The sequence below is a fragment of the uncultured Nocardioides sp. genome (assembly GCF_947488025.1).
Classification (GTDB): Bacteria; Actinomycetota; Actinomycetes; order Propionibacteriales; family Nocardioidaceae; genus Nocardioides.
Genome location: NZ_CANKYS010000009.1, coordinates 1 through 26,404 on the forward strand (window position 1 = coordinate 1; position 26,404 = coordinate 26,404).

The 26,404-nt window shown below is 72.0% G+C and carries 22 protein-coding genes and 1 pseudogene; 14 read left to right on the top strand and 9 right to left on the bottom strand.

Going from position 1 to position 26,404, the window contains the following annotated elements:
• A pseudogene (locus Q1B24_RS14820) lies at positions 1–590 on the bottom strand (hypothetical protein); the annotation flags it as partial.
• A 350-nt stretch (positions 591–940) separates the two neighbouring features.
• Between Q1B24_RS14820 and Q1B24_RS14825 the strand changes: the two are divergent.
• Together Q1B24_RS14825 and Q1B24_RS14830 are read left to right on the top strand one after the other, a co-directional pair.
• Positions 941–2,077 (top strand): peptidoglycan bridge formation glycyltransferase FemA/FemB family protein, encoded by a 1,137-nt coding sequence (locus tag Q1B24_RS14825; protein WP_299930224.1) that lies wholly within the window; start codon positions 941–943, stop codon positions 2,075–2,077.
• A 7-nt stretch (positions 2,078–2,084) separates the two neighbouring features.
• A complete protein-coding gene (locus Q1B24_RS14830) occupies positions 2,085–3,173 on the top strand; it encodes an alanine racemase (protein ID WP_299930227.1) in 1,089 nt (362 codons plus the stop codon).
• Here Q1B24_RS14830 and Q1B24_RS14835 read toward each other — a convergent pair.
• Both Q1B24_RS14835 and Q1B24_RS14840 read right to left on the bottom strand, forming a co-directional pair.
• The gene (locus Q1B24_RS14835; RefSeq protein WP_299930230.1) at positions 3,084–4,364 is read right to left on the bottom strand and encodes a hypothetical protein; all 1,281 of its coding nucleotides are present in this window, start codon (positions 4,362–4,364) and stop codon (positions 3,084–3,086) included. The genes Q1B24_RS14830 and Q1B24_RS14835 overlap by 90 nt on opposite strands.
• Positions 4,365–4,372: 8 nt before the next feature.
• Entirely contained in the window at positions 4,373–6,751 is a 2,379-nt protein-coding gene (locus Q1B24_RS14840) for a transglycosylase domain-containing protein (protein WP_299930233.1), read from the bottom strand.
• A 74-nt stretch (positions 6,752–6,825) separates the two neighbouring features.
• On the opposite strand from Q1B24_RS14840, the gene Q1B24_RS14845 reads away from it, so the two are divergent.
• The 3 genes from Q1B24_RS14845 to Q1B24_RS14855 all read left to right on the top strand — a co-directional run bounded on the left by Q1B24_RS14845 (position 6,826) and on the right by Q1B24_RS14855 (position 9,301).
• A complete protein-coding gene (locus Q1B24_RS14845) occupies positions 6,826–7,413 on the top strand; it encodes a PadR family transcriptional regulator (RefSeq protein WP_299930235.1) in 588 nt (195 codons plus the stop codon).
• Positions 7,414–7,491: 78 nt separating this feature from the next.
• Positions 7,492–8,574 (top strand): inositol-3-phosphate synthase, encoded by a 1,083-nt coding sequence (locus Q1B24_RS14850; protein ID WP_299930238.1) that lies wholly within the window; start codon positions 7,492–7,494, stop codon positions 8,572–8,574.
• A 97-nt stretch (positions 8,575–8,671) separates the two neighbouring features.
• On the top strand, positions 8,672–9,301 hold the full coding sequence (locus Q1B24_RS14855; protein ID WP_299930241.1) for an HAD hydrolase-like protein: 630 nt from the start codon (positions 8,672–8,674) through the stop codon (positions 9,299–9,301).
• A gap of 120 nt (positions 9,302–9,421) precedes the next feature.
• Here Q1B24_RS14855 and Q1B24_RS14860 read toward each other — a convergent pair whose 3' ends face one another.
• Positions 9,422–10,870 (bottom strand): CCA tRNA nucleotidyltransferase, encoded by a 1,449-nt coding sequence (locus Q1B24_RS14860; RefSeq protein WP_299930244.1) that lies wholly within the window; start codon positions 10,868–10,870, stop codon positions 9,422–9,424.
• Positions 10,871–10,923: 53 nt separating this feature from the next.
• Between Q1B24_RS14860 and Q1B24_RS14865 the strand changes: the two genes are divergently transcribed.
• From Q1B24_RS14865 to trxA, 7 genes are all read left to right on the top strand, one after another.
• On the top strand, positions 10,924–13,164 hold the full coding sequence (locus tag Q1B24_RS14865; protein WP_299930247.1) for a DUF6049 family protein: 2,241 nt from the start codon (positions 10,924–10,926) through the stop codon (positions 13,162–13,164).
• On the top strand, positions 13,161–14,801 hold the full coding sequence (gene murJ / locus Q1B24_RS14870) for a murein biosynthesis integral membrane protein MurJ (RefSeq protein ID WP_299930250.1): 1,641 nt from the start codon (positions 13,161–13,163) through the stop codon (positions 14,799–14,801). Before Q1B24_RS14865 ends, murJ begins: the two co-directional genes overlap by 4 nt.
• 72 nt (positions 14,802–14,873) lie before the next feature.
• On the top strand, positions 14,874–16,904 hold the full coding sequence (locus Q1B24_RS14875) for a protein kinase family protein (RefSeq protein ID WP_299930252.1): 2,031 nt from the start codon (positions 14,874–14,876) through the stop codon (positions 16,902–16,904).
• Positions 16,901–17,572, top strand: coding sequence for an RNA polymerase sigma factor SigM (gene sigM / locus Q1B24_RS14880; protein ID WP_299930255.1), 672 nt, complete (start codon positions 16,901–16,903; stop codon positions 17,570–17,572). The genes Q1B24_RS14875 and sigM overlap by 4 nt, the downstream gene beginning before the upstream one ends.
• Positions 17,573–17,649: 77 nt before the next feature.
• Positions 17,650–18,381 (top strand): hypothetical protein, encoded by a 732-nt coding sequence (locus Q1B24_RS14885; protein ID WP_299930258.1) that lies wholly within the window; start codon positions 17,650–17,652, stop codon positions 18,379–18,381.
• Between the two features lie 98 nt (positions 18,382–18,479).
• The gene (gene trxB, locus Q1B24_RS14890; RefSeq protein WP_299930261.1) at positions 18,480–19,493 is read left to right on the top strand and encodes a thioredoxin-disulfide reductase; all 1,014 of its coding nucleotides are present in this window, start codon (positions 18,480–18,482) and stop codon (positions 19,491–19,493) included.
• A gap of 98 nt (positions 19,494–19,591) precedes the next feature.
• Positions 19,592–19,915 (top strand): thioredoxin, encoded by a 324-nt coding sequence (trxA, locus tag Q1B24_RS14895; protein ID WP_299930264.1) that lies wholly within the window; start codon positions 19,592–19,594, stop codon positions 19,913–19,915.
• Between the two features lie 167 nt (positions 19,916–20,082).
• Here the strand turns inward: trxA and Q1B24_RS14900 are convergent, their stop codons facing one another.
• Complete coding sequence (locus Q1B24_RS14900) at positions 20,083–20,727, bottom strand: GNAT family N-acetyltransferase (protein WP_299930267.1); 645 nt, start codon at positions 20,725–20,727, stop codon at positions 20,083–20,085.
• 42 nt (positions 20,728–20,769) lie between these two features.
• On the opposite strand from Q1B24_RS14900, the gene Q1B24_RS14905 reads away from it, so the two are divergent.
• Positions 20,770–21,984, top strand: a complete 1,215-nt coding sequence (locus Q1B24_RS14905; protein ID WP_299930271.1) for a pyridoxal phosphate-dependent aminotransferase — start codon at positions 20,770–20,772, stop codon at positions 21,982–21,984.
• A 57-nt stretch (positions 21,985–22,041) separates the two neighbouring features.
• Positions 22,042–22,818 carry a lysophospholipid acyltransferase family protein gene (locus Q1B24_RS14910; protein WP_299930274.1) on the top strand — a complete coding sequence of 259 codons (777 nt, stop codon included), beginning with the start codon at positions 22,042–22,044 and terminating at the stop codon, positions 22,816–22,818.
• A 181-nt stretch (positions 22,819–22,999) separates the two neighbouring features.
• On the opposite strand, the gene Q1B24_RS14915 is transcribed toward Q1B24_RS14910, so the two are convergent.
• From Q1B24_RS14915 to Q1B24_RS14930, 4 genes are all read right to left on the bottom strand, one after another.
• The gene (locus tag Q1B24_RS14915) at positions 23,000–24,016 is read right to left on the bottom strand and encodes a ParB/RepB/Spo0J family partition protein (RefSeq protein ID WP_299930277.1); all 1,017 of its coding nucleotides are present in this window, start codon (positions 24,014–24,016) and stop codon (positions 23,000–23,002) included.
• Between the two features lie 13 nt (positions 24,017–24,029).
• Positions 24,030–24,881: a ParA family protein gene (locus tag Q1B24_RS14920; RefSeq protein ID WP_299930819.1), complete on the bottom strand. Its 852-nt coding sequence runs from the start codon at positions 24,879–24,881 to the stop codon at positions 24,030–24,032.
• A gap of 289 nt (positions 24,882–25,170) precedes the next feature.
• Positions 25,171–25,854, bottom strand: coding sequence for a 16S rRNA (guanine(527)-N(7))-methyltransferase RsmG (rsmG, locus tag Q1B24_RS14925; protein ID WP_299930280.1), 684 nt, complete (start codon positions 25,852–25,854; stop codon positions 25,171–25,173).
• A gap of 50 nt (positions 25,855–25,904) precedes the next feature.
• Positions 25,905–26,360 (bottom strand): R3H domain-containing nucleic acid-binding protein, encoded by a 456-nt coding sequence (locus Q1B24_RS14930; RefSeq protein WP_299930820.1) that lies wholly within the window; start codon positions 26,358–26,360, stop codon positions 25,905–25,907.
• Between the last annotated feature and the right edge of the window lie 44 nt (positions 26,361–26,404).

Below are 26,404 nucleotides of genomic sequence, written 5' to 3' on the forward strand. Positions count from 1 at the left end.
GGCGGGGTCGTCGGCGGGGTCGTCGGCGGGGTCGTCGGCGGGGTCGTCGGCGGGGTCGTCGGCGGGGTCGTCGGCGGAGTCGTCGGCGGGGTCGTCGGCGGGGTGCCGCATCCCTCCACCCAGAAGACCTTGTGCTTGACCGTCGCCCCGTTGGACTCGGGCGTGTTGATGGTGAGCTTCACGTGGTAGCCCTGCTGCGGGTGCGGCGCTCCGGTGAAGGACAGGGTGTAGGCCTGCGACCCGTCGATGCCGCCGTTGCCGGCGCCGTTCCCGGGGTCGTTGTCGAGCTGGACGGTGGTGTCACCCGCGACGCTCATGCCCACGCCGGTGGTGGGCGCCTGCTCCTCGAAGAGGACCGTCGAGGTCACCCCGGCGTCGAAGCCGTACCACTCGAGCTGGAAGGTGCACCCGACGTGCGGGTGGTTGTTCGGGATGGCGTCGATGTCGCCGTACGGGGCGACCTTCACGGTGCCGTTGTTGCCGGGAGGCCCCGCGGTGGCGGCGACGGGGGCGGCGGCGACCGTCCCCAGGCAGATCAGTGCGGCCAGGCCCAGTCGTGGAGCGAGGCGGTTGCGGTCGGTAGAGCTCATGCTGGTGTCCCCCAAGGGTTGAGTGCGGCGCGAGGTGCGCCGGCGGTGGCAGGGGCGCGGCGGCATCGTCCCCACGGGCCGCTCTGCTCCCCCACTTGTGCAACGTCCTGCCGTACCCGACTGCTACGGCTCCATAGCGGATTGCGGCCAACCTTGTGAGCGTCTTGACGATCTTCTGACGATCACCGGACGAACTCTCCTGTTCTCCACCCCCACAGGCGGTCCACGCGAGGACCGTTCCAACGAAGTCGCCACCGCAGGGCAACCAAACGGGTGTGCCCTGCGTCTCTACCGGTGGAGGGACCAGACACGTACGGGGGTCGTGTCTGGTCCCTTGTAATCTCTCCGGGGTGACGACCCCCCTGACGCTGCGCCCCATCTCCACCCAGCAGCACCGTGACCTCATCGCGAGCCGGTCGTCCGCCAGCTTCCTCCAGACCCCGGGCTGGGCGAGCGTGAAGGCCGAGTGGCGCTCGGAGTCGCTCGGGTGGTTCCGCGGAACCGAGCTCGTCGGCGCGGCCCTCGTCCTCTACCGCCAGCTGCCGAAGGTGCGGCGCTACCTCGCCTACCTCCCCGAGGGTCCGGTCATCGACTGGTCCGACGACGACCTCGGCTCGTGGTTGGGGCCGATGGTCGCCCACCTCAAGCAGGAGGGCGCCTTCGCGGTCCGCATGGGCCCGCCCGTCGTCACCCGCCGCTGGTCCGCCGAGCAGGTCAAGGCCGGCATCGCCGACGAGTCCGTGCGCCGGCTGGGCGACGTACCTCCCCTCGAGCGCACGCAGGACGGCGCCCGCGTGGTCGCGCAGCTGCACGAGCTGGGGTGGCAGCAGCAGTCGGCCGAGGGCGGCTTCACCGCCGGGCAGCCGCAGTTCAACTTCCAGGTCCCGCTGGCGGACCAGGACGGCCAGCCGCGCAGCGAGGACGCGGTCCTCAAGGGCATGAACCAGCTCTGGCGCCGCAACATCAAGAAGGCCGACAAGGCCGGCGTCGAGGTCACCCTGGGCGAGCGCACCGACCTCAAGGCGTTCCACGACCTCTACGTCCACACCGCCGAGCGCGACCACTTCACCCCGCGCCCGCTGTCCTACTTCGAGACGATGTACGACGCCCTCGCCGCCGAGGACCCCGGCCGCATCCAGGTGTGGCTGGCCCGCCACGAGGGCGACCTCGTCGCGGCCACGATCGGGATCCGCGTCGGCACCCACGCCTGGTACTCCTACGGCGCGTCCTCCACCGAGAAGCGGGAGGTCCGCGGCTCCAACGCCGTCCAGTGGGCGATGATGCGCCACGCGCTCGACGCCGGCGCCCACGTCTACGACCTGCGCGGCATCACCGAGACCCTCGACGCGGACGACCCCCACGTCGGGCTGATCCAGTTCAAGGTGGGCACGGGCGGCGAGGCGGTCGAGTACGCCGGTGAGTGGGACCTCCCGGTCAACCGCGCCATCTACAAGGCGTTCCAGCTCTACCTGGCCCGGCGGGGGTGAGGCGCGCATGAGCCTGGTCCTTCGGGTCGACGGCGAGCGCTGGCGCTCCCACCTGCTCCAGACGGTCCGCACCCACCCGGGCATCGTGCCGGTGGCGAAGGGCAACGGCTACGGCCTGTCGGTCGGTCGCCTCGCGCGGCGGGCGCAGTGGCTGGCCGACCACGCCGGTGAGACCGGGGCCCCGGTGGACACGGTCGCGGTGGGCACCTACGACGAGGTGGCCGAGGCGGCGAGCCGCTACGCGGGCGACCTCCTCGTGCTCACGCCGTGGCGTCCCTTCGGTGCGGCGCTCGACCTCGACCCGCGACTCGCGTCCCGTGTCGTGCACACGGTCAGCCGCCCCGAGGACCTGGTGGCCCTGCGCGAGCGCGACCCCGACGCCCGATTCGTGCTGGAGCAGCTGACCTCCATGCTGCGCCACGGGATGACCCGCCGGGGCCTCGCCGAGGCCGCCGCGACGCTCGGTCCGGCGCGCAGCGACCGGTGCGGCCTGAGCGGCGTCGCCATGCACCTCCCGCTCAACACCACCTCGCACCTCGGCGAGGTGACCCGTCTCATCAACGACGTCGTGGCCTCCGGCCTGCCGACGCGCACCGTCTTCGTCTCCCACCTCACCGAGGCCGAGCTCGACCGGCTGACGACGACCTACCCCGACTTCACGGTCCGTCCCCGCATCGGCACCGACCTCTGGCTCGGCGACCGGGGGGCCCTCTCGGTGACGGCGACGGTCCTCGACGTCCACGAGGTCGATCGCGGCGACACCTTCGGCTACCGGGGACGCAGCGCGCCCAAGCAGGGCCACATCGTCGTGGTGAGCGGCGGCACCGCGCACGGCATCGGCCTGGAGGCGCCGACCGGCGACCAGTCGCTCAAGGCACGCGCCGCGACGCTGGCGCGAGGCGGCCTCGACGCCGTCGGTTTCGTGCGCTCCCCGTTCTCCATCGACGGCAAGCAGCGGCTCTTCGCCGAGCCGCCCCACATGCAGGCGTCGATGCTGTTCGTCCCGTCAGGGGCGCGGGTCCCCCGCATCGGCGAGGACATCGAGGTCCGGGTCCGGTTCACCGCGACCGACTTCGACCGCGTCGTCGTCGACTGACCCGGTGGCGGCGTCTCGCAGCACGGCCGCCACCAGCCACACCAGCCCGCCCACCCGCAGCAGGACCGCCAGCCAGTAGGCGCGCACGTCGTCGGCGACGGTCGGCACGAGCACCTGCCCGACGTACCACCCGGTGAGCACCCAGCTGAGCAGGTGCAGCGCCTGCCACACGAGCAGGTCGCGCCAGCGGCGTACGGCGATCGCGGCGAGCGGCAGCACCAGCAGGGCGGTCTCGGGAGGTGCCGACGGCGCCACCGCGAGCACGGCCGCCAGGAGGACCAGGCCGGCGCGGGCACTGGTCAGGGGGCTGGGTCGCGCTGCGCGCCGGACGAGCCACCAGACGGCGCCCGCAGCCGCGGCGAGGACGACGACCTGGACGACCGTGCGCGTCGTGGCGGACCCGCCGACGTCCGTGCGGTCGAGCAGGAACCAGACCGACCCGATGTCGGGGGTCTCCGCGGTCGCACGGCCGGGCAGGGTGACCACGACGTAGGCGGCGGCGGCCGCCAGGAGGGCGTCGACCCGCTCGCGCAGGCGGCCCCCGACGGCGACCACGCCCACGAAGGCGACGGCCACCGGCAGCGCGAAGGCCGCGCCCACCCCGGCCCCGATGCCGGCGAGCCAGGCGCGCCCGGAGGTCCAGCCCCACAGCAGCACGGCGAGCCCGACGGCAGCCACCAGCTCCCACGACAGCCAGTGGACGAGGAGCACCGGGCCCAGGGCCCAGCCGGCGGCGGCCCAGGGCCGGCGCCGGTCCACGCGGACGAGCAGGGCCGTCGCGAGCAGCGCGAGCGCCGCGAGGACGACGGCGAGCGCGGCGGTGGTGGCCACCGTCCCGGTGCCGGGCAGCCACTCCGCCGCCTGCTCGAGCCAGCCGGCGACCCGGGGCGGCGACCCGGCGTCGACCGACGTGCCGGCGAGGTCGGTCCAGCACAGCTCGGTGAACGGCTGGTCCTGGTTGCTCCACCCGGACGGCACGCACGCGGCCTTGCTCACCAAGCCGGCGGCCAGGGTGAGCGCGGTCGCGCCGGCCAGCACCCGACCGGCGTCCCACCAGCGGTGCCCCGCGGCGTGGTCGCCCAGGGGACCGCCCACCACCTCCGACATCGCCGCGGCGACCGGGTCGGTGCGCGTGGGCGCATCGTGGTCGCCGAGGACGACCTCGGACGCGGGGCGGTCGGGGCGGTCCACCGACGGGCTCAGGGTCGGACGTCGGCCAGCGGCTGGCGCGGCTGGAGGCGGCCGCCGGGCGGCGGGGTGGTCGGGGTCTCCGTCGGCGCGGGCGGCGGCGGGGGCGGGGTCGTCGGGACCGGGGTCGTCGGCGGCGGAGGCGGGGGCGGAGGCGGGGTCGTCGGGACCGGGGTCGTCGGGACCGGGGTCTCCGTCGGCGTCTCCGTCGGGGTCTCGGTCGGCGTCTCCGAGGGCTCCTCGGTGGGCGGCCCAGCGGTCTCCGTCGGGGTGTTGGAGGGCTGCGGCGGCGGGGGCGATGAGGGCTGCGGGGGCGGGGGCGGCGGGGTGTAGTCGTGCCCGTCCTCGGGCGCGTCGCCGTCGACGTAGACCGGCTCCGGGAACTCCTCGACGTCCTTGCCCTCCATCACCCGCTGCATGATGGAGGTCCAGGTCTTGGCGGGGTAGTTGCCGCCGAAGTAGCCGGACTTGCCGTCCGAGCTGGTCGGGAGCCACAGGTCGCCCCCGTCGGGGCGCGGGACGTCGAGGCCGTCGCGGCCCTTGCCGCGGACGTACATCACCGCGGTCGACACCTGCGGGGTCATCCCCACGAACCACGAGGACGAGACCTCGTCGTCGTCGTTGGTGGCCGTGCCGGTCTTGCCGGCGGCGGGGCGGCCCAGGGCGAGCGCCTCGGTGCCCGACCCGGACTCCACGACCTGCTGCAGGGCGTAGGTCACGTCGGCGGCGATGTCGGGGTCGACGGTCTCCTTGCTGCGCTGCTTGGCCTCGTAGAGGACGTTGCCGTCCTTGTCGACGACCTTCTGCAGGACGTGGACCTCGTTGCGGACGCCGTTGTTGGCGAGGGTGGCGTAGGCGTTGGCCATGTTGATCGGGCTGACCTGCGCGGTGCCGAGGGTGACACCGACGTTGTCCTGGAAGTCGATCGAGCGGCGCGGGATGCCCCACCGCTGCGTCTCGTTGCCGGGGATGCCGAGGTCCTCGGCGGCCTGGACGACCTTCTGCGGGCCGTCCTCCATCGAGTCCACCATGTCCACGAAGGCGGTGTTGACGGAGTTCTCGGTGGCGCTGAGCATCGACACGGCCGAGCCGTAGTCGGTGTCGCCCTGGTTGCCGAACTCGGTGCCGGCGATGTCGATGGGGCTGTTGCCCTCGAAGGTGTCGTTGAGCGAGAAGCCGTCGCGGATGGCGGCGACGTCGGTCGCGGCCTTCATCGTCGAGCCGGCCATGCCGCCGGAGACGGCCCAGTTGATCTGGGACTCCAGGTAGTCCTGGCCGCCGTAGAAGCCGAGGAGCTCGCCGGTCGCGGTGTCGACGGTGGCCGCGCCGACATGCAGGTCCTTGTTGCCCGCGGGCCCGGGCATCCCGGCGTCGGGACGCTGCTCGGTGACAGCCTCCTCGACGTCGGCCATCACCTGCGGGTCGAACGTCGTGGTGATGCGGAGACCACCGCCGTCGATCTCGTCCTCGTCGGCGATGCCGCGGTCCAGGATCTCCTGCTTGACGAGCGCGAGCATGTGGCCGCGCTGCCCGCCGAACTGGCTCTGGGCCGCGATCTTCGGGAACTTCGGCAGCTTCTTGAGCGCCTTGTCACGCTGCTCGGGCGTGATGGTCTCCATCTCGGCCATGCTGTCGAGGACGTAGGCGTAGCGACCCTTGAGGTCCGCCTTGGCCTCCTTGCCGTTGGCCGGGTCGTACTTCGACGGGTTGTTGAGCACCGTGGCGAGGACGGCCGACTCGCGCAGGTTGAGCTCGCTGGCCGGGTGGTCGAAGTAGGCCTCCGACGCGGCCTCGATGCCGTACGCGCCGCGGCCGAAGTAGATGGTGTTGAGGTAGCCCTCGAGCACCTCTTCCTTGCTCAGCTGCTGCTGGATCTTCAGCGAGACGATCGCTTCCTTGATCTTGCGCTTGTAGCTCTGCTCGCTGGTCAGGTAGAGGATCTTGACGTACTGCTGGGTGATCGTGGACGCGCCCTGGCGGGCGTTGCCGCGGGCGTTGGAGAAGAGGGCGCGCAGGATGCCCTTCGGGTCGAGGCCCTTGTCGGTCCAGAACGTCTGGTTCTCGGCCGCGACCACCGCGTCCTGCATCGTCTCGGGCATCTCGCGCAGCGGGATCGAGACCCGGTTCTGGTCCTCGTAGTAGGTGCCGAGCTGGCGCTCACCGTCGCGGTAGTAGACGAAGGTGGTCTGGGCCTCGAAGTCCTCGTTGGGCTGCGGGATGCTGATCGCCTGGTAGAGGACGACCACCACACCGCCGAGGACGAGGGCACCGACCACACCGACGATCGCCAGGACCTTGGCGATCCGAGCCGCCTGCTGCTTGCCGGTACGCCGCTTCTTCGGACGCCGGGTCTGGGCCTTGCCGTCGGCCCTCCGCTTCTTAGCACTCACAGGGCAACAGGGTACGGGCAGGGGTCCCACAACCCAGATTCGTCGTGGGCGGATATATCGGTACGATAGGTCACATGGCACGCCGTGGTGACACCATCGAGCTGGCAGTCCTCGGACTGCTGCACGAGGGACCCATGCACGGCTACGAGCTGCGCAAGCGGCTCAACCTCATGCTCGGCTGGGGCCGGGTGCTGTCCTACGGCTCGCTCTACCCGGCGCTCAAGAAGATGCTGCGGGCCAACCTCATCACCGAGGCCAGCACCACCACGACGTCGACGAGCCGCCGGCCGCGCATCGTCTACGAGGTCACCCCCGCCGGCAACGAGCAGTTCCAGCGCCTGATGTCGGAGGTCGGCCCCACCGCGTGGGAGGACGACAACTTCGACATCCGGTTCGCGTTCTTCTCCTCCACCGACATGGAGATCCGCCTGCGCGTCCTGGAGGGACGTCGCTCGCGGCTGCAGGAGCGGCTCGCCCGCGTCCAGGCCGAGCTGGCCCGCACGCAGGCCGAGGTCGACCGCTACGCCGGCGAGCTCCAGCGTCACGGCGTGGAGTCGGTGGAGCGCGAGGTGCGCTGGCTCTCCGACCTCATCCGTGCCGAGCGCGGCGACGAGCACGGCACCCCGCCGAGCCAGACCACCACCACCGAGCACCAGCACTGAGCACCAGCACTGAGCACGAGCACTGAGCACCACCACCGACCAGCAGCCAGAAGGCCCAGCACAGAGAAGGAGAGCCCCATGGGTTCGGTACGAGTAGGGATCGTGGGAGTGGGCAACTGCGCCACGTCCCTCATCCAGGGCGTGGAGTACTACAAGGACGCGGACCCCAGCGGGACCGTCCCCGGGCTCATGCACGTCGTCTTCGGTGACTACCACGTCAAGGACGTGGAGTTCGTGGTCGCCTTCGACGTCGACGACAAGAAGGTCGGCAAGGACCTCTCCGAGGCCATCGACGCCTCGGAGAACAACACCATCAAGATCTGCGACGTCCCGACGCTCGGCGTCGAGGTCAAGCGCGGCCCGACGATGGACGGCCTCGGCAAGTACTACCGCCAGACCATCGAGGAGTCGGCCGCCGAGCCGGTCGACGTCGTCCAGGCGCTCAAGGACGCCGAGGTCGACGTCCTCGTGTCCTACCTCCCGGTGGGCTCGGAGCAGGCCGACAAGTTCTACGCCCAGTGCGCGATCGACGCCGGCGTGGCCTTCGTCAACGCGCTCCCCGTCTTCATCGCCTCCGACCCCGAGTGGGCCAAGAAGTTCGAGGACGCAGGCATCCCGATCGTCGGCGACGACATCAAGAGCCAGGTCGGCGCGACCATCACCCACCGCGTGATGGCCAAGCTGTTCGAGGACCGCGGCGTGGCGCTGGACCGCACCTACCAGCTCAACGTCGGCGGCAACATGGACTTCAAGAACATGCTCGAGCGCGAGCGCCTGGAGTCCAAGAAGGTCTCCAAGACCCAGGCCGTCACGTCGAACCTCAAGGGCGAGCTCGCCGACAAGGTCAGCGACCGCAACGTCCACATCGGCCCGTCCGACTACGTCGCCTGGCTCGACGACCGCAAGTGGGCCTACGTCCGCCTCGAGGGCCGCGCCTTCGGTGACGCGCCCCTCAACCTCGAGTACAAGCTCGAGGTCTGGGACTCGCCCAACTCGGCCGGCATCATCATCGACGCCGTCCGTGCGGCCAAGATCGCCAAGGACCGCGGCATCGGCGGCCCGATCCTCCCGGCCTCGGCCTACCTGATGAAGTCCCCCCCGGTGCAGATGGCCGACGAGCTCGGTCGCGCCGAGCTCGAGAAGTTCATCGCCGGCGAGTGACGCCTGACCCGGCCCGGCGCCGGGTCGACGACGGCCCCGTCCCCTTCCAGGGGCGGGGCCTTCGTGCTGCTGGCTGCGCCTCCGTACGCTCGCCGGCGTGACCGCTCGTACGCCCCTCGTGGTCGGCTTCGACCTCGACCTCACCCTGATCGACACCGCGGCCGGGTTCCGCCAGGTGCTGCTGGCGCTGGGCGCCGAGCTCGGCGTGGACTTCCCGGTCGAGGAGATGACGGCGCGGCTCGGCCCGCCCCTCGACCACCTCCTCGCACCGCACCTGTCTCCAGACCAGGTCGGCCCCGCCGGTGACCGGTTCCGCGCCCTCTACCCCGACCATGCGATCACGACGGTGCCCGCTCTGGCCGGGGCGCACGAGGCGTTCGCAGCAGTGCGCGCCCACGGGGGTCGGGTGCTCGTCGTCACCGGGAAGTACGGCCCCAACGCCCAGCTCCACCTCGACCACCTCGGCCTCGAGGCGGACCACCTCGAGAGCTGGGTCTGGGGCGTGGGCAAGGCCGAGGTCCTGCGCCGGGAGGGAGCCCTCGCCTACGTCGGCGACCACGTGCACGATGTCGAGGGTGCCCGGGCCGCCGACGTGCTCAGCGTGTCGGTGCTGACCGGGGGGTGCACGCGGGCCGAGCTCGAGGACGCCGGCACCGACGTCGTCCTCGACGACCTGTCGGCCTTCCCTGCCTGGCTCGATGACGCGGTCCGCGACCGCACCGCCTGAGCCTCGGGTGCCTCAGCACCCGCCCGCCCCCTACGGCAGTGGGGAACATCGTCCCCGACATGTCACGACGATCCTCCCCACTGGCGGTCCCGGGGCGGATCAGGGACAGATCAGGTCGCCTCAGCCCCGGGCGGCCCACCACGCGCGGAGCGCGGCCTCGGCCTGCTCGGGGGTCTGCGGACCCTCGTCCATCCGGAGCTCGAGCAGGAAGGCGTAGGCCTCGCCCACCTCGCGGCCGGGACCGATGCCGAGGAGCTGCATGATCTGGTTGCCGTCGAGGTCGGGGCGGATGGAGGCGAGCTCCTCCTCCTCGGAGAGGCGGGCGATCCGCTCCTCGAGGGAGTCGTACGTGCGGCGGAGCCGGTCGGCCTTGCGCTGGTTGCGGGTGGTGCAGTCGGCGCGGGTGAGGATGTGCAGCCGCTCGAGCTGGTCGCCGGCGTCGCAGACGTAGCGGCGTACGGCACTGTCGGTCCACTCCCCCGACCCGTAGCCGTGGAAGCGCAGGTGCAGCTCGACGAGGCGGGAGACGTCGTCGATGTCGTGGTTGGAGAACCGCAGCGCCTTCATCCGCTTGCGGGTCAGCTTGGCCCCGACGACGTCGTGGTGGTGGAAGGTCACCACGCCGCCGGTCTCGAAGCGGCGCGTCCGCGGCTTGCCGACGTCGTGCATGAGGGCGGCGAAGCGGGAGACGAAGTCGGGACCACCGCCCAGGCGGTGCTCGAGGTCGATCGACTGCTCGAGGACCGTGAGGGTGTGCTCGTAGACGTCCTTGTGGCGGTGGTGCTCGTCGCGCTCGAGGGCGAGGGCGGGCAGCTCCGGGAGGACGTACGACGCCAGGCCGGTCTCGACGAGCAGCGTGAGCCCGAGCCGGGGGTGGGGCGCGCAGACGAGCTTGACCAGCTCGTCGCGGACCCGCTCGGCCGAGATGATCTCGATCCGACCCGCCATGGCGGTCATCGCCGCGACCACGTCGGGAGCGACGGTGAACCCGAGCTGGGCGGCGAAGCGGGCGGCGCGCATCATCCGCAGCGGGTCGTCGGAGAAGGAGTCCTTCGGGGTGCCGGGGGTGCGCAGCACCCGCTCGGCCAGGTCGACGATGCCGCCGAACGGGTCGACGAACTCGCGGCCCGGCACCCGCACCGCCATCGAGTTGACGCTGAAGTCGCGGCGACCCAGGTCGCCCTCGAGGGAGTCGCCGAAGTCGACGTCGGGCTTGCGGGACGACGGGTCGTAGCTCTCGGAGCGGTAGGTGGTGATCTCCACCTGCCACGGCCCCTTGCGGCAGCCGATCGTGCCGAAGTCGCGGCCCATGTCCCACACCGCGTCGGCCCAGCCGGAGACGAGGCGCTCGGTGACGTCGGGATGCGCGGAGGTCGTGAAGTCGAGGTCGTTCTGCAGGCGGCCGATCATCGCGTCGCGGACCGGACCGCCGACCAGCGCCAGCTCCTCGCCGGCGTCGGCGAACAGGGTGCCGAGCTCGTCGATGACCGACCCGATGCGGTCCAGCTCCTCGCCGACCCGGCGCTGGATCTCGACGATCGTGAGGGGCTGCAGTGCGACGTCGGACACGACAGGCCAGTCTACGTGCCGGTCCGGTGGTGCCGAACAACTAGCATCGGTGCGTGCCCCGCTCGTCGTCGTTCCGTGCTGCCCTGGCGGGGCTCCTGACCTTCGGCATCGCGAGCGCAGGGCTGGCCGCGCCCGCTCCGGCCGCACCGGCGGAGGACGCAGACCCGCTGGTCGTGCACATCGACACGATGACCCCCGTGCTGCCCCGCACCGGCAACGTGGAGATCACCGGCACCGTCACCAACGTCAGCGACGACACCTTCACCCGCATCAACATGCACCCCTTCTCCTCCGAGTCACCGATCCTCGACGCGCTCAACCTCCAGCAGTCCGCGACGATCGATCCCGCCCAGTTCGTCGGCGAGCGGGTGACGGTGCCGGGCACCTTCGACACGATCGACGAGCTGGCGCCCGGAGCGTCCGCCCGCTTCAGCGACTCGGTGCCCGTCGAGCTGCTCGCCACCTCCGGCGAGCCCGGGGTCTACTGGATCGGCATCCACGCCATCGGGGACGGTGCCGTGCCGCGCGACATCGTCGCCGACGGCCGCGCGCGCACCTTCATCCCCCGTGAGCCGTCGGGCGGTGGCCAGGCGCGGGAGGCGTCGGTGATCCTGCCGATCCGCAGCCGGGTCTGGTACGACGAGGACGGCCGGGTGGCGGGGACCGAGCGGTGGGCCAAGCGGCTCGCGGAGGGCGGCAGCCTCGACGGGGTGCTCGACATGGCTGACTCGGCCGGCTCGGCGCCCTACAGCTGGCTCGTGGATCCCGCCGTCCTGCACGCGCTCGCGCGCCTCACGGGAGGCAACCCGCCGCGCAACCTCACGCCCGACCCCGACGTACCCGGCCAGGAGCCGCCACCGGCCGAGCCCTCGGACGGGGGCGAGGAGGGTGAGGAGTCCCCGGCGCCGGCCGAGGAGACCCTCACGCCGACCGAGTCGGTCCCCACCGAGGAGCCGACGGAGGAGGAGGCGCAGCTGGCCGCCGCCGCTTCGGCGTGGCTGGAGCGGTTCCGCCTGCTCGTCGGCGCGACCCCCGTGCTGACGCTGCCCTACGGCGACCTCGACGTCTCGGCGGCGGTGCGGCACGACCGCAGCCGGTTCGACCAGGCGGCCGCCCGCAGCCAGGACATCATGACCGCCCTGGAGCTCCCCTCCCAGCCGACCGTGGCACCCGAGAACGACCTGCTCAGCCCGGAGGCCATCGCCGCCGTGCCGCAGGGCACGACGATCCTGCTGGGCGACAACGCCTTCGCCATCCCGCCGACCAGCCCCACCTCGGTCGTCAGGCTGCTCGGGCACGAGGTGGTGGTCACGAGCACCGGTGCCGAGGCCGGCGGCCCCGGACCGACCGCGGCCAACGACCCGCTCGCGCTGCGCCAGCGCCTGCTGAGCGAGGCGGCCCTGCGCCTCGAGGCCGACGACACCGCACCGCTGGTCGTCACGCTGCCGACGGTGTGGCGCGGGGAGGACGCCGCCTCGTTCTTCACCGACCTCGAGCAGCCGTGGCTCGACCTGGTGCCGTTCGGCAGCGTCGCCTCGCGCACCCCCAAGGGCGTCCCGGCCGCCAGCCTCACCTACACCGACGACGACGTCGCCGAGGAGCTCGGGGCGGCAGCCTTCACGGCGGCCACGCGTGCAGCCGACGCCGCGACCCTGCTGGAGGAGGTGGTGATCCCGCAGACCATGATCGAGACGCAGGTGCGCGACGAGCTGCTGGTCACCCTGTCCGAGCAGCACCGGCAGCGACCCGGACTGGCCCTGCGCGCGGCCGAACGGGTCCGCGAGTCGTTGCGCGGCGACCTCGCGAAGATCTCGATCGAGGCTCCTCCGGCCGTCACCCTGTCGAGCGACTCCGGCCCGCTGGGCGTGACCCTCGTCAACGGTCTCGACCAGCCGGTGGAGGTGCAGGTGGAGGTCCGCACCGACGGGGAGCTGACGCTGACCGGCGGCGGCGTACGACGTCTGGGTCCGCAGGCGCGCAGCGTCGTCCGGTTCGAGGCGACGACGAGCCGGGCGGGCGTGCACAACGTCCGGCTCGCGGTCACCAGCCTCGACGGGGTGCCGCTCGGGGCCACCGACCAGCTGCCCATCCGCGCCGCCCGGGTGAGCGCGCTCATCTGGATCGTCATGGCCCTCGGCGCGCTCGTGCTCTTCGGGATGATCGGCTACCGGCTGCCGGGCCAGATCCGGGCCCGCCGGGCCGAGCTCGCCGCCGCCGACCGTGAGGCCGACCAGCAGCCCGACCAGCAGCCCGAGCCGACCGCGCCAGGTGCCACTGCGGCGGAGCGCCCGTGAGCGAACAGCGGATCCTGGCCTCCTCGGCCGTGATGGCCGCGGGGACCGTGTTCTCCCGGGCCTCCGGCTTCATCCGCAGCGCCCTGCTGGTCACGGCGCTCGGCGCCGCGATCCGCGGTGACCTCTTCTCGATCGCCAACACGCTGCCCAACATGGTCTACATCCTGCTGGCCGGCGGCATCTTCAACGCCGTCCTCGTGCCGCAGCTCGTCCGGCGGATCAAGGAGGACCCCGACGGCGGCGACGCCTACGCCAGACGGGTGATCACCCTCTCCGCGTTGTTCCTGGGCGCGGTGACGGTGCTGCTGGTCGTCTTCGCCCCGGCGCTGCTCAGCCTCTACCTCAACGACCGCTACCTCGAGCCCGACCGGGCCGAGCACCTCGACTCGATCATCGCCCTGACCCGCTGGTGCATGCCGCAGGTGTTCTTCTACGGGATGTACGTCCTGGTCGGGCAGGTGCTCAACGCGCGCGGGCGCTTCGGTCCGATGATGTGGGCGCCGATCGCCAACAACGTCCTGTCGATCGGCATGCTCGTCACCTACCTCCTCGTGTGGGGCCCGGTGGGCGACGGACCCCAGCTCTACGAGCCCCTCGACACGGCCCAGCAGGTGCTGCTCGGTCTCGGGTCGACCGTGGGCATCGTCGCGCAGTTCCTCGTCCTGCTGCCCTACCTCCGGGCCTCCGGCTTCGTCTACCGACCGCGCTTCGACTTCCGCGACCCCGAGCTGCGCAAGACGCTGTCCCTGGGCGTGTGGACCGTGCTGTTCGTCATCGTCACCCAGGCGGCGTACCTCGTCGTGGTCAAGCTCGCCTCGGGCGGCACCGCCGCCGGCGGGGACGGCACCGGCTACACCGTCTACGCCAACAGCCTGCTGATCATGATGGTGCCCCACTCGATCGTCACGGTCTCGCTCGCGACCGCGATCCTGCCGCGGATCTCGTCCTTCGCCCACGAGGGCCGGCTCGGCGAGCTGGGCAGCACGGTGGGGTCGACGATGCGTACGTCGCTCGCGCTGGTGCTGCCGTTCGCGGTCCTGCTGCCGGTCGTCGCCGGCGACGTGGCCGGGTTCGCCTTCGGGTGGGGCGGCGGCGAGGACACGGCCGCCAGCTTCGCGCCGACCCTCGCCCTCTTCGGCCCGGCCCTGGCCTTCTTCACCGTCCACTACTTCATGCTCCGCGGCTTCTACGCGATGGAGATGACCCGGCTCGTCTTCTTCATCCAGATCGCCGTCTCGGGCACCAACGTCCTCGTCGCGACCCTCCTCGTGCCCTCGCGGCCACCTGCGGAGACCGCCCCGATGCTGGTCGTCGCCTACCTGTCGTCGTACGCCGTGGGCGCGGTCGTCAGCTTCGTCCTCCTGCGGCGCACGGTCGGGGGGCTCGAGACTCCGCAGCTCGTCCGGTTCCTCACGCGGATGTCGCTCGTGCTCGTCGCCGCCGTCGCCGCCGCGTGGTCGGTCGAGCTCGCGCTGGCCGGTCTCGGCGAGCGTCCCGGGCCGCTGGTCGGCCTGGTCCGCGGCGGGGCGAGCGCGCTGGCCGGCCTCCTCGTCGTGCTCGGTGGCGCCCGCCTGCTGCGCGTGCGTGAGGTCACGAGCCTGGTCGACATCGTCGCGGCGCGCCTGCGACGCGGGTGAGACTCCCTAGAGTGGGCCCAGCAAGTCTGCTCAGCAGTGGGACAGGTGAGGGAGGTGGGGTGAGCGGTGCCGATGTCGATGCAGGCCGGTGACGTGCTCGCCGGGCGCTACCGCCTCGACGACCTGCTGGCCGAAGCCGGTGCCGGCCGCTTCTGGCGAGCCCACGACCTCGTCCTCCACCGTCCGGTGGCCGTGCACATCATCGCCGAGGACGACGACCGCGCCCAGCCGCTCCTCGAGGCAGCCCGCCGCACGGGCCCCGTCATCGACCGCCGGCTGCTGCGGGTCCTCGACGCCGAGGCCGCCGACGGGCGCTGCTTCGTGGTCAACGAGTGGGGGCAGGGCGACTCCCTCGACAACCTGCTCACCCGGGAGGGGCCGATCGCCCCGCGCCGGGCGGCCTGGCTGGTGGCGGAGGTCGCCGACAGCCTCGTCGGCGCCCACGAGGCTGGCCTCGCCCACGGCTGCCTGACGCCCGAGCACGTGCTCATCGACCAGCACGGCCAGGTGCGGATCATCGGCTTCGGCGTCGAGGCGGCGCTGCGCGGCCTGCCCGGTGGACGGGTCAACGTCGACGAGATCGACCTCGCCGGCCTCCTCTACTGCGCGCTCACCGGCAAGTGGGCCGGCGTGTCGCCGTCGGCGCTGCCCCCCGCTCCCGAGGTGCACGGCGAGGTGCTCCGCCCGCGGCGGGTGCGCGCCGGCATCCCGCGGGTGCTCGACGCCCTCTGCGACCAGGTGCTCAACCCGCAGCGCGAGTCCGACCACCCCCACCCGTCGGCGCGCAGCATCCGCGACGTCCTCCTCGAGCACGTGGGCGAGATGACCGGCACACACGTCGCCGTCCCGGGCGCGCGGCCGACCCCGCACCCGTCCCCCCAGGCCACCCAGACCGCCCAGACCGCCCCGCTGTCGACCCCGCCCCCCACCTCCTCCGTCGCCCCCACCACGGTGGTGCCGGTCGTCCCGGCCGCCGACCTCGAGCCCGGTCCCGACGACGCGGTCGACGACGCGCCCGACGCGCCGGACGTGACCGCCGACGCCCCGGGCGAGCCGGAGCCCGAGGTGACCACCGACGTCCGGGCCGACGAACCGCCGACGGACGCCCCGCAGCGCCCGAGCACCGAGCTGCCGACCCAGGCCGGGATGCCCGTCTTCCACGACGACGACGAGGTCGACTGGCTGCGCGCGCGCTCGGAGAAGCCCGCGCCCCCGCCACCGCTCGCCGCCCCCGCCCCCAAGCCGCTCTTCGCGCCCGACCCGCCGGACGGTGAGCCCGTACGCCGTCCGCGCCCGGGCAGCCGCGCTGTGACCGCCCCGGAGTACTGGCCCTGGGACTCCAGCCAGGACTCCAGCCAGGACTCCGGCGGCTCCGGCCGGGACCCGGGCCGCGACTCCGGGGTGCGCCCGGTGGGCCGCGACACCGGGTCGTGGGCCTCCGGCTCCTGGTCTGAGGACCGCTGGGACACCGGTGACGGGTTCGACGACACCGGCGACCAGGTGCCCGGTCGCAGCTGGATCCGGCTCGCGATGATCGTCGGGATCTGCCTGCTCGTCGGGGTGGCGGCGGTCGCGGCCTACCAGCTCGGACTGAAGCCGCCCACGCCCGGCACCAGCGAGGAGCCGACCACCCAGACCACCCCGAGCGTCGCCCCGCCGACCCCGTTCACCGACCTCGTCGCCGACGACTTCGACCCCCAGGGCACCGACGGCCAGCAGGAGAACCCCGACTCGGTGCCCAACGTGCTCGACGGCGACCCCGCGACCTCGTGGACCACCTCGACCTACGAGCAGAACTTCGGCCCTGCCGGGCTCAAGACCGGTGTCGGCATCGTCGTCGACCTCGGCGCGACGAGGGCCGTGCGCCAGGTGCTGGTGACCACCGAGGGCGGCCAGACCTCCCTGGCGGCGTACGTCACCTCCGACGCGCCCACGGGCGTCTCCGAGCTCACGCCCGTCGGGACGGCGTCGGGCGACGGTGAGCTGTCGGTGGACCTCGCGGAGCCGGTGTCGGGGCGCTACGTCACCGTCTGGCTCACCCTCCTGCCGCAGGTGCCCGACGGGTTCCGCGGCACGATCACCGAGGTGCAGGTCCTCGGGTGAGTCACACCCCCACCAGCGACGACCGCTCCGACCGGGAGCTGCTGCAGGCCCACGTCGACGGTGACGTCGACGCCTTCGGCGAGCTGTTCGCCCGCCACCGCGACCGGCTCTGGGCCGTGGCGCTGCGCACGATGGGCAACCCGGAGGACGCGGCCGACGGCCTCCAGGACGGCATGATCGCTGCCTTCCGGCGGGCGGGGTCCTACCGCGGCGACGCCGCCGTGACGACCTGGCTGCACCGGGTCGTGGTCAACGCCTGCCTCGACCGGATCCGGGCCGCGAAGATCCGGCGCCTCGAGGCACTGCCCGACGACGTGGAGGACCGCGGCACGGTGGTCGCCACGGCCGTGCACGACGACCAGCCCGAGGCCGTCGCGGAGGACGCCGAACGCCGCCGGCGGGTCCTCGACGCGCTCGCGACCCTCCCCCTCGAGCAGCGGGCCGCGCTGGTGCTCGTCGACATGGAGGGCTATCCGGTCGCCGAGGTCGCCGAGATGCTGGGGTGCGCCGAGGGCACGGTGAAGTCGCGCTGCTCGCGCGGCCGCACCAAGCTGGCCGCGCTGCTGACAGACCTCCACCAGCCGGCCGGTGACCCGCCTCACGGGAACCCGCCCACCGACGGTCCCGTCCAACCGACCGTGCGTCCGCGAGGTCCGCCCACGCCCTGAGCAGGACTGACCGCACCCGTCCCCCGCCCGTCCCCCGCCCGTCCCCACACCCCGACAGCCCGAGGAGGTGACCGCCGATGACCGAGTCCTCCGGACTCCCGCCCGATCAGGAGGCCGTACGCCGCCTGCTCGCCGACGCGCGCCACGACGGGCCGCCGCCTCCCGACGTCGTCGCCCGCCTCGACGACACCCTCGCCGCCCTCCGGGCCGAGCGCGCGGCCGCGGACACCTCGCCGGGACGCGTCGTCGACATCGGCTCGCGCCGCCGGCGGGTGGCCGGCATCGGGCTGCTGGCCGCCGCCTCCGTCGTGGTCGCGGGCGTCGCGCTCGGCCAGGCCCTCCCGCGTGGCGGCGGCGACGCCGCCGACTCGAGCGCCGGATCGGCGTCGGACAGCTCCCTGGCCGAGGCGCCCACGTCCGAGGACGACGGTGGCGACTCGGCAGGCTCGGCAGGTGAGGGCTCCGGGAACCTCGCCGACAACGAGGCTCGGCAGTCCGACGAGAGCTTCCTGAGTCCCGGACTGGCGCCGGGCCCCACGCTGTTCTCCGACGACGACGACCTCGTCGACCAGTTGGTGGTGCTCCGACCGGACGCCACGACCGGCCGGCAGCGCCTCACGTCCCTCGCCGCGCTGCAGGGCTGCGACGGCGTCGATGCGGGTCGGTGGGCCGCCGTGGTGCGGGCGCAGGTCGACGGCGAGCTCGGGCTGGTCGTGTACCGACGCCCGCTGGGCGAGGACCAGGGCGTCGAGCTCTACGTCTGCGGCACCCCCGACCCCGTGCGTACGCTCACCCTGCCCGCGCCCTGAGCGATCCCGGCGGGGCACGGAACAACGGTCGCCTACGATCGGTTGAGGACGACGTACCGCACACCCCGATCCAGAGCCCCAGGAGTCACTGACCACACATGAGCACCAGCACCGAGACGCGCAACGTCATCATCATCGGTTCGGGTCCGTCGGGCTACACCGCCGCCGTCTACGCGGCCCGCGCAGCTCTGGAGCCGCTGGTGTTCGAGGGGTCAGTCACCGCAGGTGGCGCCCTGATGAACACCACCGAGGTGGAGAACTTCCCCGGCTTCCGCGACGGCATCATGGGCCCGGCCCTGATGGACGAGATGCGCGCCCAGGCCGAGCGCTTCGGCGCCGAGCTGGTCTCCGACGACGTGGTGGAGGTCGACCTGACCGGTGACGTGAAGGTCGTCAAGACCGCCACCGACACCTACACCGCCCGCTCGGTGATCCTCTCGACCGGCTCCGGCTACCGCAAGCTCGGACTGCCCCGCGAGGACGAGCTCTCCGGCCGGGGCGTGTCGTGGTGCGCCACCTGCGACGGCTTCTTCTTCCGCGAGCAGGCGATCGCCGTCGTCGGCGGCGGCGACTCCGCCATCGAGGAGGCGACCTTCCTGACCCGCTTCGCCTCGAAGGTCTACCTGATCCACCGCCGCGACGAGCTGCGTGCCTCCAAGATCATGCAGGAGCGCGCCTTCGCCGACCCCAAGCTCGAGATGGTGTGGAACTCCGAGGTCGCCGCGATCAACGGCGCCGACAAGCTGGAGTCGATCACCGTGCGCGACACCGTCACCGGTGAGGAGCGCCCGCTCGAGGTGACCGGTCTCTTCATCGCCATCGGCCACGACCCGCGCTCGGAGCTGCTGACCGGCCAGGTCGACCTCGACGACGACGGCTACGTCCTCGTCGACCACCCGTCGACGAAGACCAACCTGCCCGGCGTCTTCGCCGCCGGCGACCTCGTCGACCACCACTACCGCCAGGCCATCACCGCCGCTGGCACCGGCTGCGCGGCCGCCCTCGACGCCGAGCGCTTCATCGCCGCCCTGGACCACGAGGCGTCCACCGCCGGTGACGCGGCCGCCACGGTCGAGGCGATCGCCGAAGAGGTGCAGACCGCCGGGGCCTGAGCCCTCCCCCCACGCGCCGACGGGAACATCTGTCGGTGACGTGCTGTTGAGTAGTCACAGTCGTTCGACAACCCAGACCTCCTGAAAGGGGCACCTCCGTGGCCAACATCGCCGCCGTGACCGACGCCGAGTTCGAGGCGCAGGTCCTCAAGTCCGACAAGCCCGTCCTCGTGGACTTCTGGGCGGAGTGGTGCGGCCCGTGCCGCCAGGTCGCCCCGATCCTCGACGAGCTCAACGCCGAGCACGGCGAGAAGCTCACGTTCCTCAAGATGAACGTCGACGAGAACCCGGTGACCCCCTCGTCCTACCGCGTCACCGGCATCCCGACGATCAACGTCTACCAGGGTGGCGAGGTCGTGAAGTCCATCGTGGGCGCCAAGCCCAAGGCCGCGCTCCTCAAGGAGCTCGACGGCATCATCTGAGACACGCAGCCGTGCGCGCTGGCGCGCACGGCGTCGCGTGGCCAGGTTGAGCAAGCGACACGACCGAGCCTGCGAGGTCGTACGAGCGCGTCGAAACCCCACCTGGGAGGAACAGTCCTCTCGGTGGTCTCGAGGCTCGCTCCGCTCGCACCTCGACCAGCGCGTGGCTAGTCGCGAGAGGCGACCCGCACCGATCCGATCGGGCGGGTCGCCTTCTGCGTGGGGCGGACGACCCCCCACACCTTCTCCAGGGCCAGCTCCACCTCGTCCTTCCAGCTCAGCGCGGTGCGCAGCTCCATCCGCATCCGCGGGCTGGTCGGATGGGCGCGCTGGGTCTTGAACCCCACACTGCCGAGGAACTCGGCCGGGAGCACGCAGCCGACGGTCTTCCCCCGCGTGTCGCCGTACGCCTCGATCGCCGTGTGGCCGCGCTCGACCAGGTCGGCGGCCATCGCCTGGACGAGCAACCGGCCGAGGCCACCGCGCCGGAAGGCGGGGTCGATCCACGCCGTGGCCGCGACGATCGCGTCGGGTGAGCCGGGCGCCGTGGGCAGGCTCGCCGCCCCGGGCAGCCGTGCCGCGGGGGCGTACATGATGTGCCCGACCGTGCGTCCGTCGACGCGTACGACGCGTCCGCACGAGCCCCAGTCGCGCAGCACCCCGGAGAGCCAGCTCTCCTTCTCCGCGATCCGCTCCTCGTGGTCGAGCCGGGCCCGGTCGACGGGCGTGAGCTCCCAGAACAGGCACGAGCGCACCGGGTCGGCCAGCTCCGCGAGGTGGTCGACCGTCAGGCGCGCGGTCTTGCGGGACACGGCTTCGATGGTAGCGCCGGATGGCGCCTGAGAGGATGGAGCGTGCGCCCGATCCGACAGAGCAAGAAGCTGCAAGGTGTCCGCTACGACGTGCGCGGTCCGATCCTGGTCGAGGCCCAGCGGCTCGAGGCCGAGGGTCACCGCATCCTCAAGCTCAACATCGGCAACACCGCCCCCTTCGGGTTCGAGGCCCCCGAGCAGATCCTCGCCGACATGATCCACCACCTGCCGCAGTCGCAGGGGTACGCCGACAGCCAGGGCATCTGGTCGGCGCGCACCGCCGTCATGCACTACTACCAGTCCCACGGCCTGCGTGACGTGGGCGTGGAGGACATCTTCATCGGCAACGGCGTCTCCGAGCTGATCTCGATGGTGCTGCAGGCCTTCGTCGACGACGGCAACGAGATCCTGGTCCCGGCGCCCGACTACCCGCTCTGGACGGGAGCGGTGACCCTCGCCGGGGGGCTGCCCGTGCACTACCGGTGCGACGAGGAGGACGACTGGAACCCCGACCTCGCCGACATCGAGTCGAAGATCACCGAGAACACCCACGCGATCGTCATCATCAACCCCAACAACCCCACCGGTGCCGTCTACAGCGAGGAGACGGTCAAGGCGCTCGTCGACATCGCCCGCCGCCACCACCTCGTCGTGATGGCCGACGAGATCTACGAGAAGATCCTCTTCGAGGACGCCCAGCACCACCACGCGGCGACCTACGGCGGCAACGACGTGCTGTGCCTGACCTTCTCCGGCCTCTCGAAGGCGTACCGGGTGTGCGGCTACCGCGCCGGCTGGGTGATGATCTCCGGCCCGAAGGAGGTCGCGACCGACTTCCTCGAGGGCCTCACGCTGATCGCCAACATGCGGATGTGCGCCAACGTCCCGGCCCAGCACGCCATCCAGACGGCCCTGGGCGGCTACCAGTCCATCGAGGAGCTCATCGGTCCCGGTGGCCGCTTCTACGAGCAGTCGATGCTCGCCCACCGCCTCCTCAACGAGATCCCGGGCGTCAGCAACGTGAAGCCGCGGGGAGCTCTCTACTGCTTCCCCCGGCTCGACCCGGACGTCTACCCCATCGACGACGACCAGGACTTCGTCATCGAGCTCCTGCGCGCCAAGAAGATCCTCGTCACGCACGGCACGGGCTTCAACTGGCCCGACCCCGACCACTTCCGGCTCGTCACCCTGCCGGAGGCATCGGTGCTCGAGGAGGCCATCGGCCGGATCGCCGACTTCCTCGCCACGCGACGCTGATCACGAAGGGTCGCGTGCACGGCCCGGCTGACTTCGGGGTGCCCTAGGCTCCTCGCCATGCGCGATGTGACCTACCCACCGATCATCGTGACCGCCAAGGCGGCCTTCAGGCTCCTCGGGCAGCGCTTCCTGATGTCCGGCATCGAGCACGTGCCGCGCGAGGGCGGCGTGCTGCTCGCCTACAACCACATCGGCTACGTCGACTTCGTCTACGGCGGCCTGGCGGCCAACCCGTCCGGCCGGCTGGTCCGCTTCATGGCCAAGCGCGAGCTGTTCGACCACCGCTGGGTCGGGCCGCTGATGCGCTCGCTGCACCACATCGAGGTCGACCGGGGCGACGGCATCGACAGCTTCCGCACCGCGGTCGACCACCTGCGCCGGGGCGAGGCGGTCGGGATCTTCCCCGAGGCCACCATCTCCCGGGCGATGGAGCTCAAGGAGTTCAAGACCGGAGCCGCACGCATCGCGGCGGAGGCCGGCGTACCCCTCGTGCCGGTCATCATGTGGGGCACCCAGCGGATGATGACCAAGGACCACCCCCGCGACTTCTCGCGCGGGAAGACGATTGCCATCACGGTGGGCGAGCCGATGTACCCGACCGGCGACGACCCGGTCGGCGACACTGCGCGCCTCCACGCCCAGATGTCGCAGATGCTGCGCGAGACCGTCGCCGCCTACCCCGCGGACGAGCAGCCGCCGGGCTCGTGGTGGGTGCCCGCCTCGATGGGGGGCTCGGCCCCCACCCTCGAGGAGGCCGCGCGCCTCGACGCCGAGGAGAAGCGCGAGCGGGCCCGCAAGCGCGCTGCCAAGCGGGCGAAGAAGACAAAGCGCTAGGTCGCTACGTCGACCTGCCGACAGGTCGATGAGTTGCTTTGTCGACATTTACGGCTCGGGCTCGACGCAGAGTCCCCGCACAGGCGGGGAGTCTGCCTCTTGGAGGCCTCCACAACCCCCTCCAGGTGTCGGACTCCCCCCACCAGTCGCGTACGACGCGGGGAGGCGCGGGTGCGCCGGCTCAGATCGGGCGGTCGTCGCGGTTGCGGGGGTCCATGATGTCGACGATCCGGCGCAGGTCGTCCAGGCTGGCGAACTCGACGGTGATCTTGCCCTTGGCCTTGCCGAGGTCGACCTTGACGCGCGTCTCCAAGCGGTCGGAGAGGCGGTCGGCCAGCTCAGACAGGCCGGGGGCGACCGGCTTGTTGCGTACGACGCGCGAGGGGGCGTCCTCCTCGACCCCGACGGAGACGATCTCCTCGAGGCCGCGCACCGAGATGCCCTCGGCCGTGACCCGCGACGCGAGCCGGTCCTGCAGGCCGGCGTCGTCGACCGACAGCAGGGCGCGGGCATGGCCGGCCGACAGGACGCCCGCAGCGACGCGGCGCTGGACCGCGGGGGAGAGCTTCAGCAGCCGCAGCGTGTTGGAGATCTGCGGCCGCGAGCGACCGATGCGTTGGGCGAGCTCCTCGTGGGTGCAGCCGAAGTCCTCGAGGAGCTGGCCGTAGGCCGCTGCCTCCTCGAGCGGGTTGAGCTGGGAGCGGTGGAGGTTCTCCAGCAGCGCGTCGCGCAGCATGTCGTCGTCGCCGGTCTCGCGGACGATCGCCGGGATCGTGTCGCGGCCGGCCTGCTGCGAGGCCCGCCACCGCCGCTCGCCCATGATCAGCTCGTAGGAGTCCTCGCCGGTGCGTCGTACGACGACGGGCTGCAGGAGGCCGACCTCGCGGATCGAGTGCACGAGCTCGGCCAGCGCCTCCTCCTCGAAGACCTGGCGCGGCTGGCGGGCGTTGGGCCGGACCTGCGCGATGGGCAGCTCGGCGAAGTAGGCACCGGCGATCGTGGCGCCCGACGCCTCCGCGCCGTCGACGGGACCGGCCGCCTGCTCCGGCCGGCCGTCGCGGTCACCGGGGGACGTCGTCGCGCCCGGCACGGGCGTCGTCGAGATCGTCGTCGAGGACGGCGGGGGCTGGCTCGGGGCAGTGGGGATCAGCGACCCCAGGCCACGGCCCAAGCCTCGGCGCGGCGCGTTGCTGCTCATCCGAGGACCTCACTCATGCCGGTGCTCCCTTGCTGGCGATCTCGCGGGCTGCCTCCAGGTAGGACAGCGCACCCGCCGACGCAGGATCGTAGGTCATCACGGTCTGTCCGTAGGACGGCGCCTCCGAGACGCGCACCGACCGCGGCACCGCGGTCTTCAGCACCTGGTCGCCGAAGTGCCCGCGCACCTCGTCGGCCACACCGGCGGCCAGCCGGGTGCGCGCGTCGTACATCGTCAACAGGATCGTGGAGATGACCAGGCGCGGGTTGAGGTGCTGGCGGACCATCTCGACCGTCTCCAGCAGCATCCCGAGTCCCTCGAGGGCGTAGTACTCCGCCTGGATCGGGATGAACATCTCGCGGCCAGCGACCAGGGCGTTCAACGTGAGCAGTCCGAGCGACGGGGGACAGTCGACCAGCACGTAGTCGAAGCGCTCCTCGCCGACCTCGCCGGCGCTGCCGACCAGGGGGTGCGCGGTGATCGCCCGGTCCAGTCGCTGCTCGCGCGCGACCACGCTCACGAGCTCGATCTCGGCGCCGGCGAGATCGATCGTCGCCGGCACGACCCACAGCCCCGGCAGGTCGGCGGACTCGGTCATCACGTCCGCGAGCGGAGCGCCCTCGACCAGCATGTCGTACGTCGACGGGACGCCCCGGTGGTGCTCGATGCCGAGGGCCGTCGAGGCGTTGCCCTGCGGGTCGAGGTCGATGACCAGCACCTTCTGGCCGAGCTGGGCGAGGCCGGCAGCCACGTTGACCGTCGACGTGGTCTTGCCGACGCCACCCTTCTGGTTGGCGACGACGAGGACGCGCGTGGCGTCCGGGCGGGGGACACCCTGTCGACGGAGCCCGCCGGTGCGAGCCAGTACCGAGTGCTGGGCCGCCTGCGCCAGCGGCGTCGCGTGGTCGGCGAAGTCGTTGTCCTGGCCGGCAAGGTCTCCGGCGGTGCGTACCTGCCACGCCGGCCGCGTTTCACGTGGAACATCCTGCGCAGCCGTTTCACGTGAAACAGCCCCGTCATCCCCGTCCTGTGGACGAACACCCACATTCTGTGGATAGTCGCGCTCAGCGGAGTGGTCTGGAGCGGTGGAAAACGGGTAGGGCGCGTCGTCGGTCCGACGCCATCCCGCGCTGTCGCTGGGGCCCTGGCTCAACTCAGCTCACCTCTCGCTTGACCGATGATCGGTCTCGACGCCCGGAGCGCCGCTTGGCAACACGGGCAAGGGGCCAACCTATCCGGGCCGGGTTGGCCCACGGCACCCGCACCACGGTGGTGGGCGGATCCACCAGATCGACGCCCACCTCGAACACCTCGGGCTCCCCGCACCGCCATGCGGTCAGGAAGCCGCGCGCCTGCGCGATCTCCTCGTGGATCGACCGGCCCTTCATCGCGATGGTCGCACCGGTCGGCGCCACAAGCGGCATCGACCACCCGAGCAGGCGCTCCAGGGGAGCGACGGCTCGCGACGTCACGACGTCGAAGGTCGCCGATCCGTGCAGGTCCTCGGCTCGGCCGCGGACGACCGTCACGTGGAAGAGGCCGAGCTCGGCGACCACCTCGTCGAGGAACGTCGTACGCCGCAGGAGCGGCTCGACGAGGGTCACGCTGAGGTCGGGTCGCGCGATGGCCAGGACCAGACCCGGCAGCCCGGCGCCCGTGCCGATGTCGCACACCGAGGCGCCCTCGGACACCGCCTCGCCCAGGACCGCCGAGTTGAGCACGTGGCGCTCCCACAGGCGGGGCGCCTCCCGCGGGCCGATCAGCCCGCGTACGACGCCTTCCGTGGCCAGCAGCTCGGTGTAGCGCTCCGCGAGGGGAAGCCGGTCGGACGCGAACACCCTCCGCGCCCCGGGAGGCGCGGAGGGTGTTTCACGTGAAACGTCGTCGCTCACGCGGGCAGGATCACCACGTGCCGCTTGGGCTCGGCGCCCTCGGACTCCGACGTCAGGCCGGCAGCGGCCACCGCGTCGTGGACCACCTTGCGCTCGAAGGCACTCATCGGCTCCAGCGAGACCGACTCACCGGACTCGCGTACCTCCGCGATGGAGGTCTCGGCGAGCGCGACGAGCCGCTCGCGCTGCTGCGCACGGTGGCCGTCGATGTCGAGCATCAGGCGCGACCGCTCGCCGGTCTCGCGGTAGACCGCCAGCCGGGTCAGCTCCTGGAGCGCCTCCAGCACCTCGCCGTTGCTCCCCACGAGCAGGCTCAGGTCGGCGCCGCCGATCTGCACGCTCGCGCGGTCACCCTCCACGTCCATGTCGAGGTCGCCGTCGAGGTCCGCGATGTCGAGGAGCTCCTCGAGGTAGTCCGCCGCGATGTCACCCTCGTGCTCGAGGCGCTGCACCTTCGAGGGACGAGCCGCACCGCTGTCGGCCGTGTCGGTCGTGT

Coding starts and splice junctions, on each gene's coding strand:
- Q1B24_RS14850 (WP_299930238.1), top strand. CDS start 7,492: ATGGGTTCGGTACGAGTAGGGATCGTGGGAGTGGGCAACTGCGCCACG.
- Q1B24_RS14910 (WP_299930274.1), top strand. CDS start 22,042: ATGCGCGATGTGACCTACCCACCGATCATCGTGACCGCCAAGGCGGCC.
- Q1B24_RS14875 (WP_299930252.1), top strand. CDS start 14,874: ATGTCGATGCAGGCCGGTGACGTGCTCGCCGGGCGCTACCGCCTCGAC.
- Q1B24_RS14915 (WP_299930277.1), bottom strand. CDS start 24,016: ATGAGCAGCAACGCGCCGCGCCGAGGCTTGGGCCGTGGCCTGGGGTCG.
- Q1B24_RS14830 (WP_299930227.1), top strand. CDS start 2,085: ATGAGCCTGGTCCTTCGGGTCGACGGCGAGCGCTGGCGCTCCCACCTG.
- trxB (WP_299930261.1), top strand. CDS start 18,480: ATGAGCACCAGCACCGAGACGCGCAACGTCATCATCATCGGTTCGGGT.
- Q1B24_RS14885 (WP_299930258.1), top strand. CDS start 17,650: ATGACCGAGTCCTCCGGACTCCCGCCCGATCAGGAGGCCGTACGCCGC.
- Q1B24_RS14845 (WP_299930235.1), top strand. CDS start 6,826: ATGGCACGCCGTGGTGACACCATCGAGCTGGCAGTCCTCGGACTGCTG.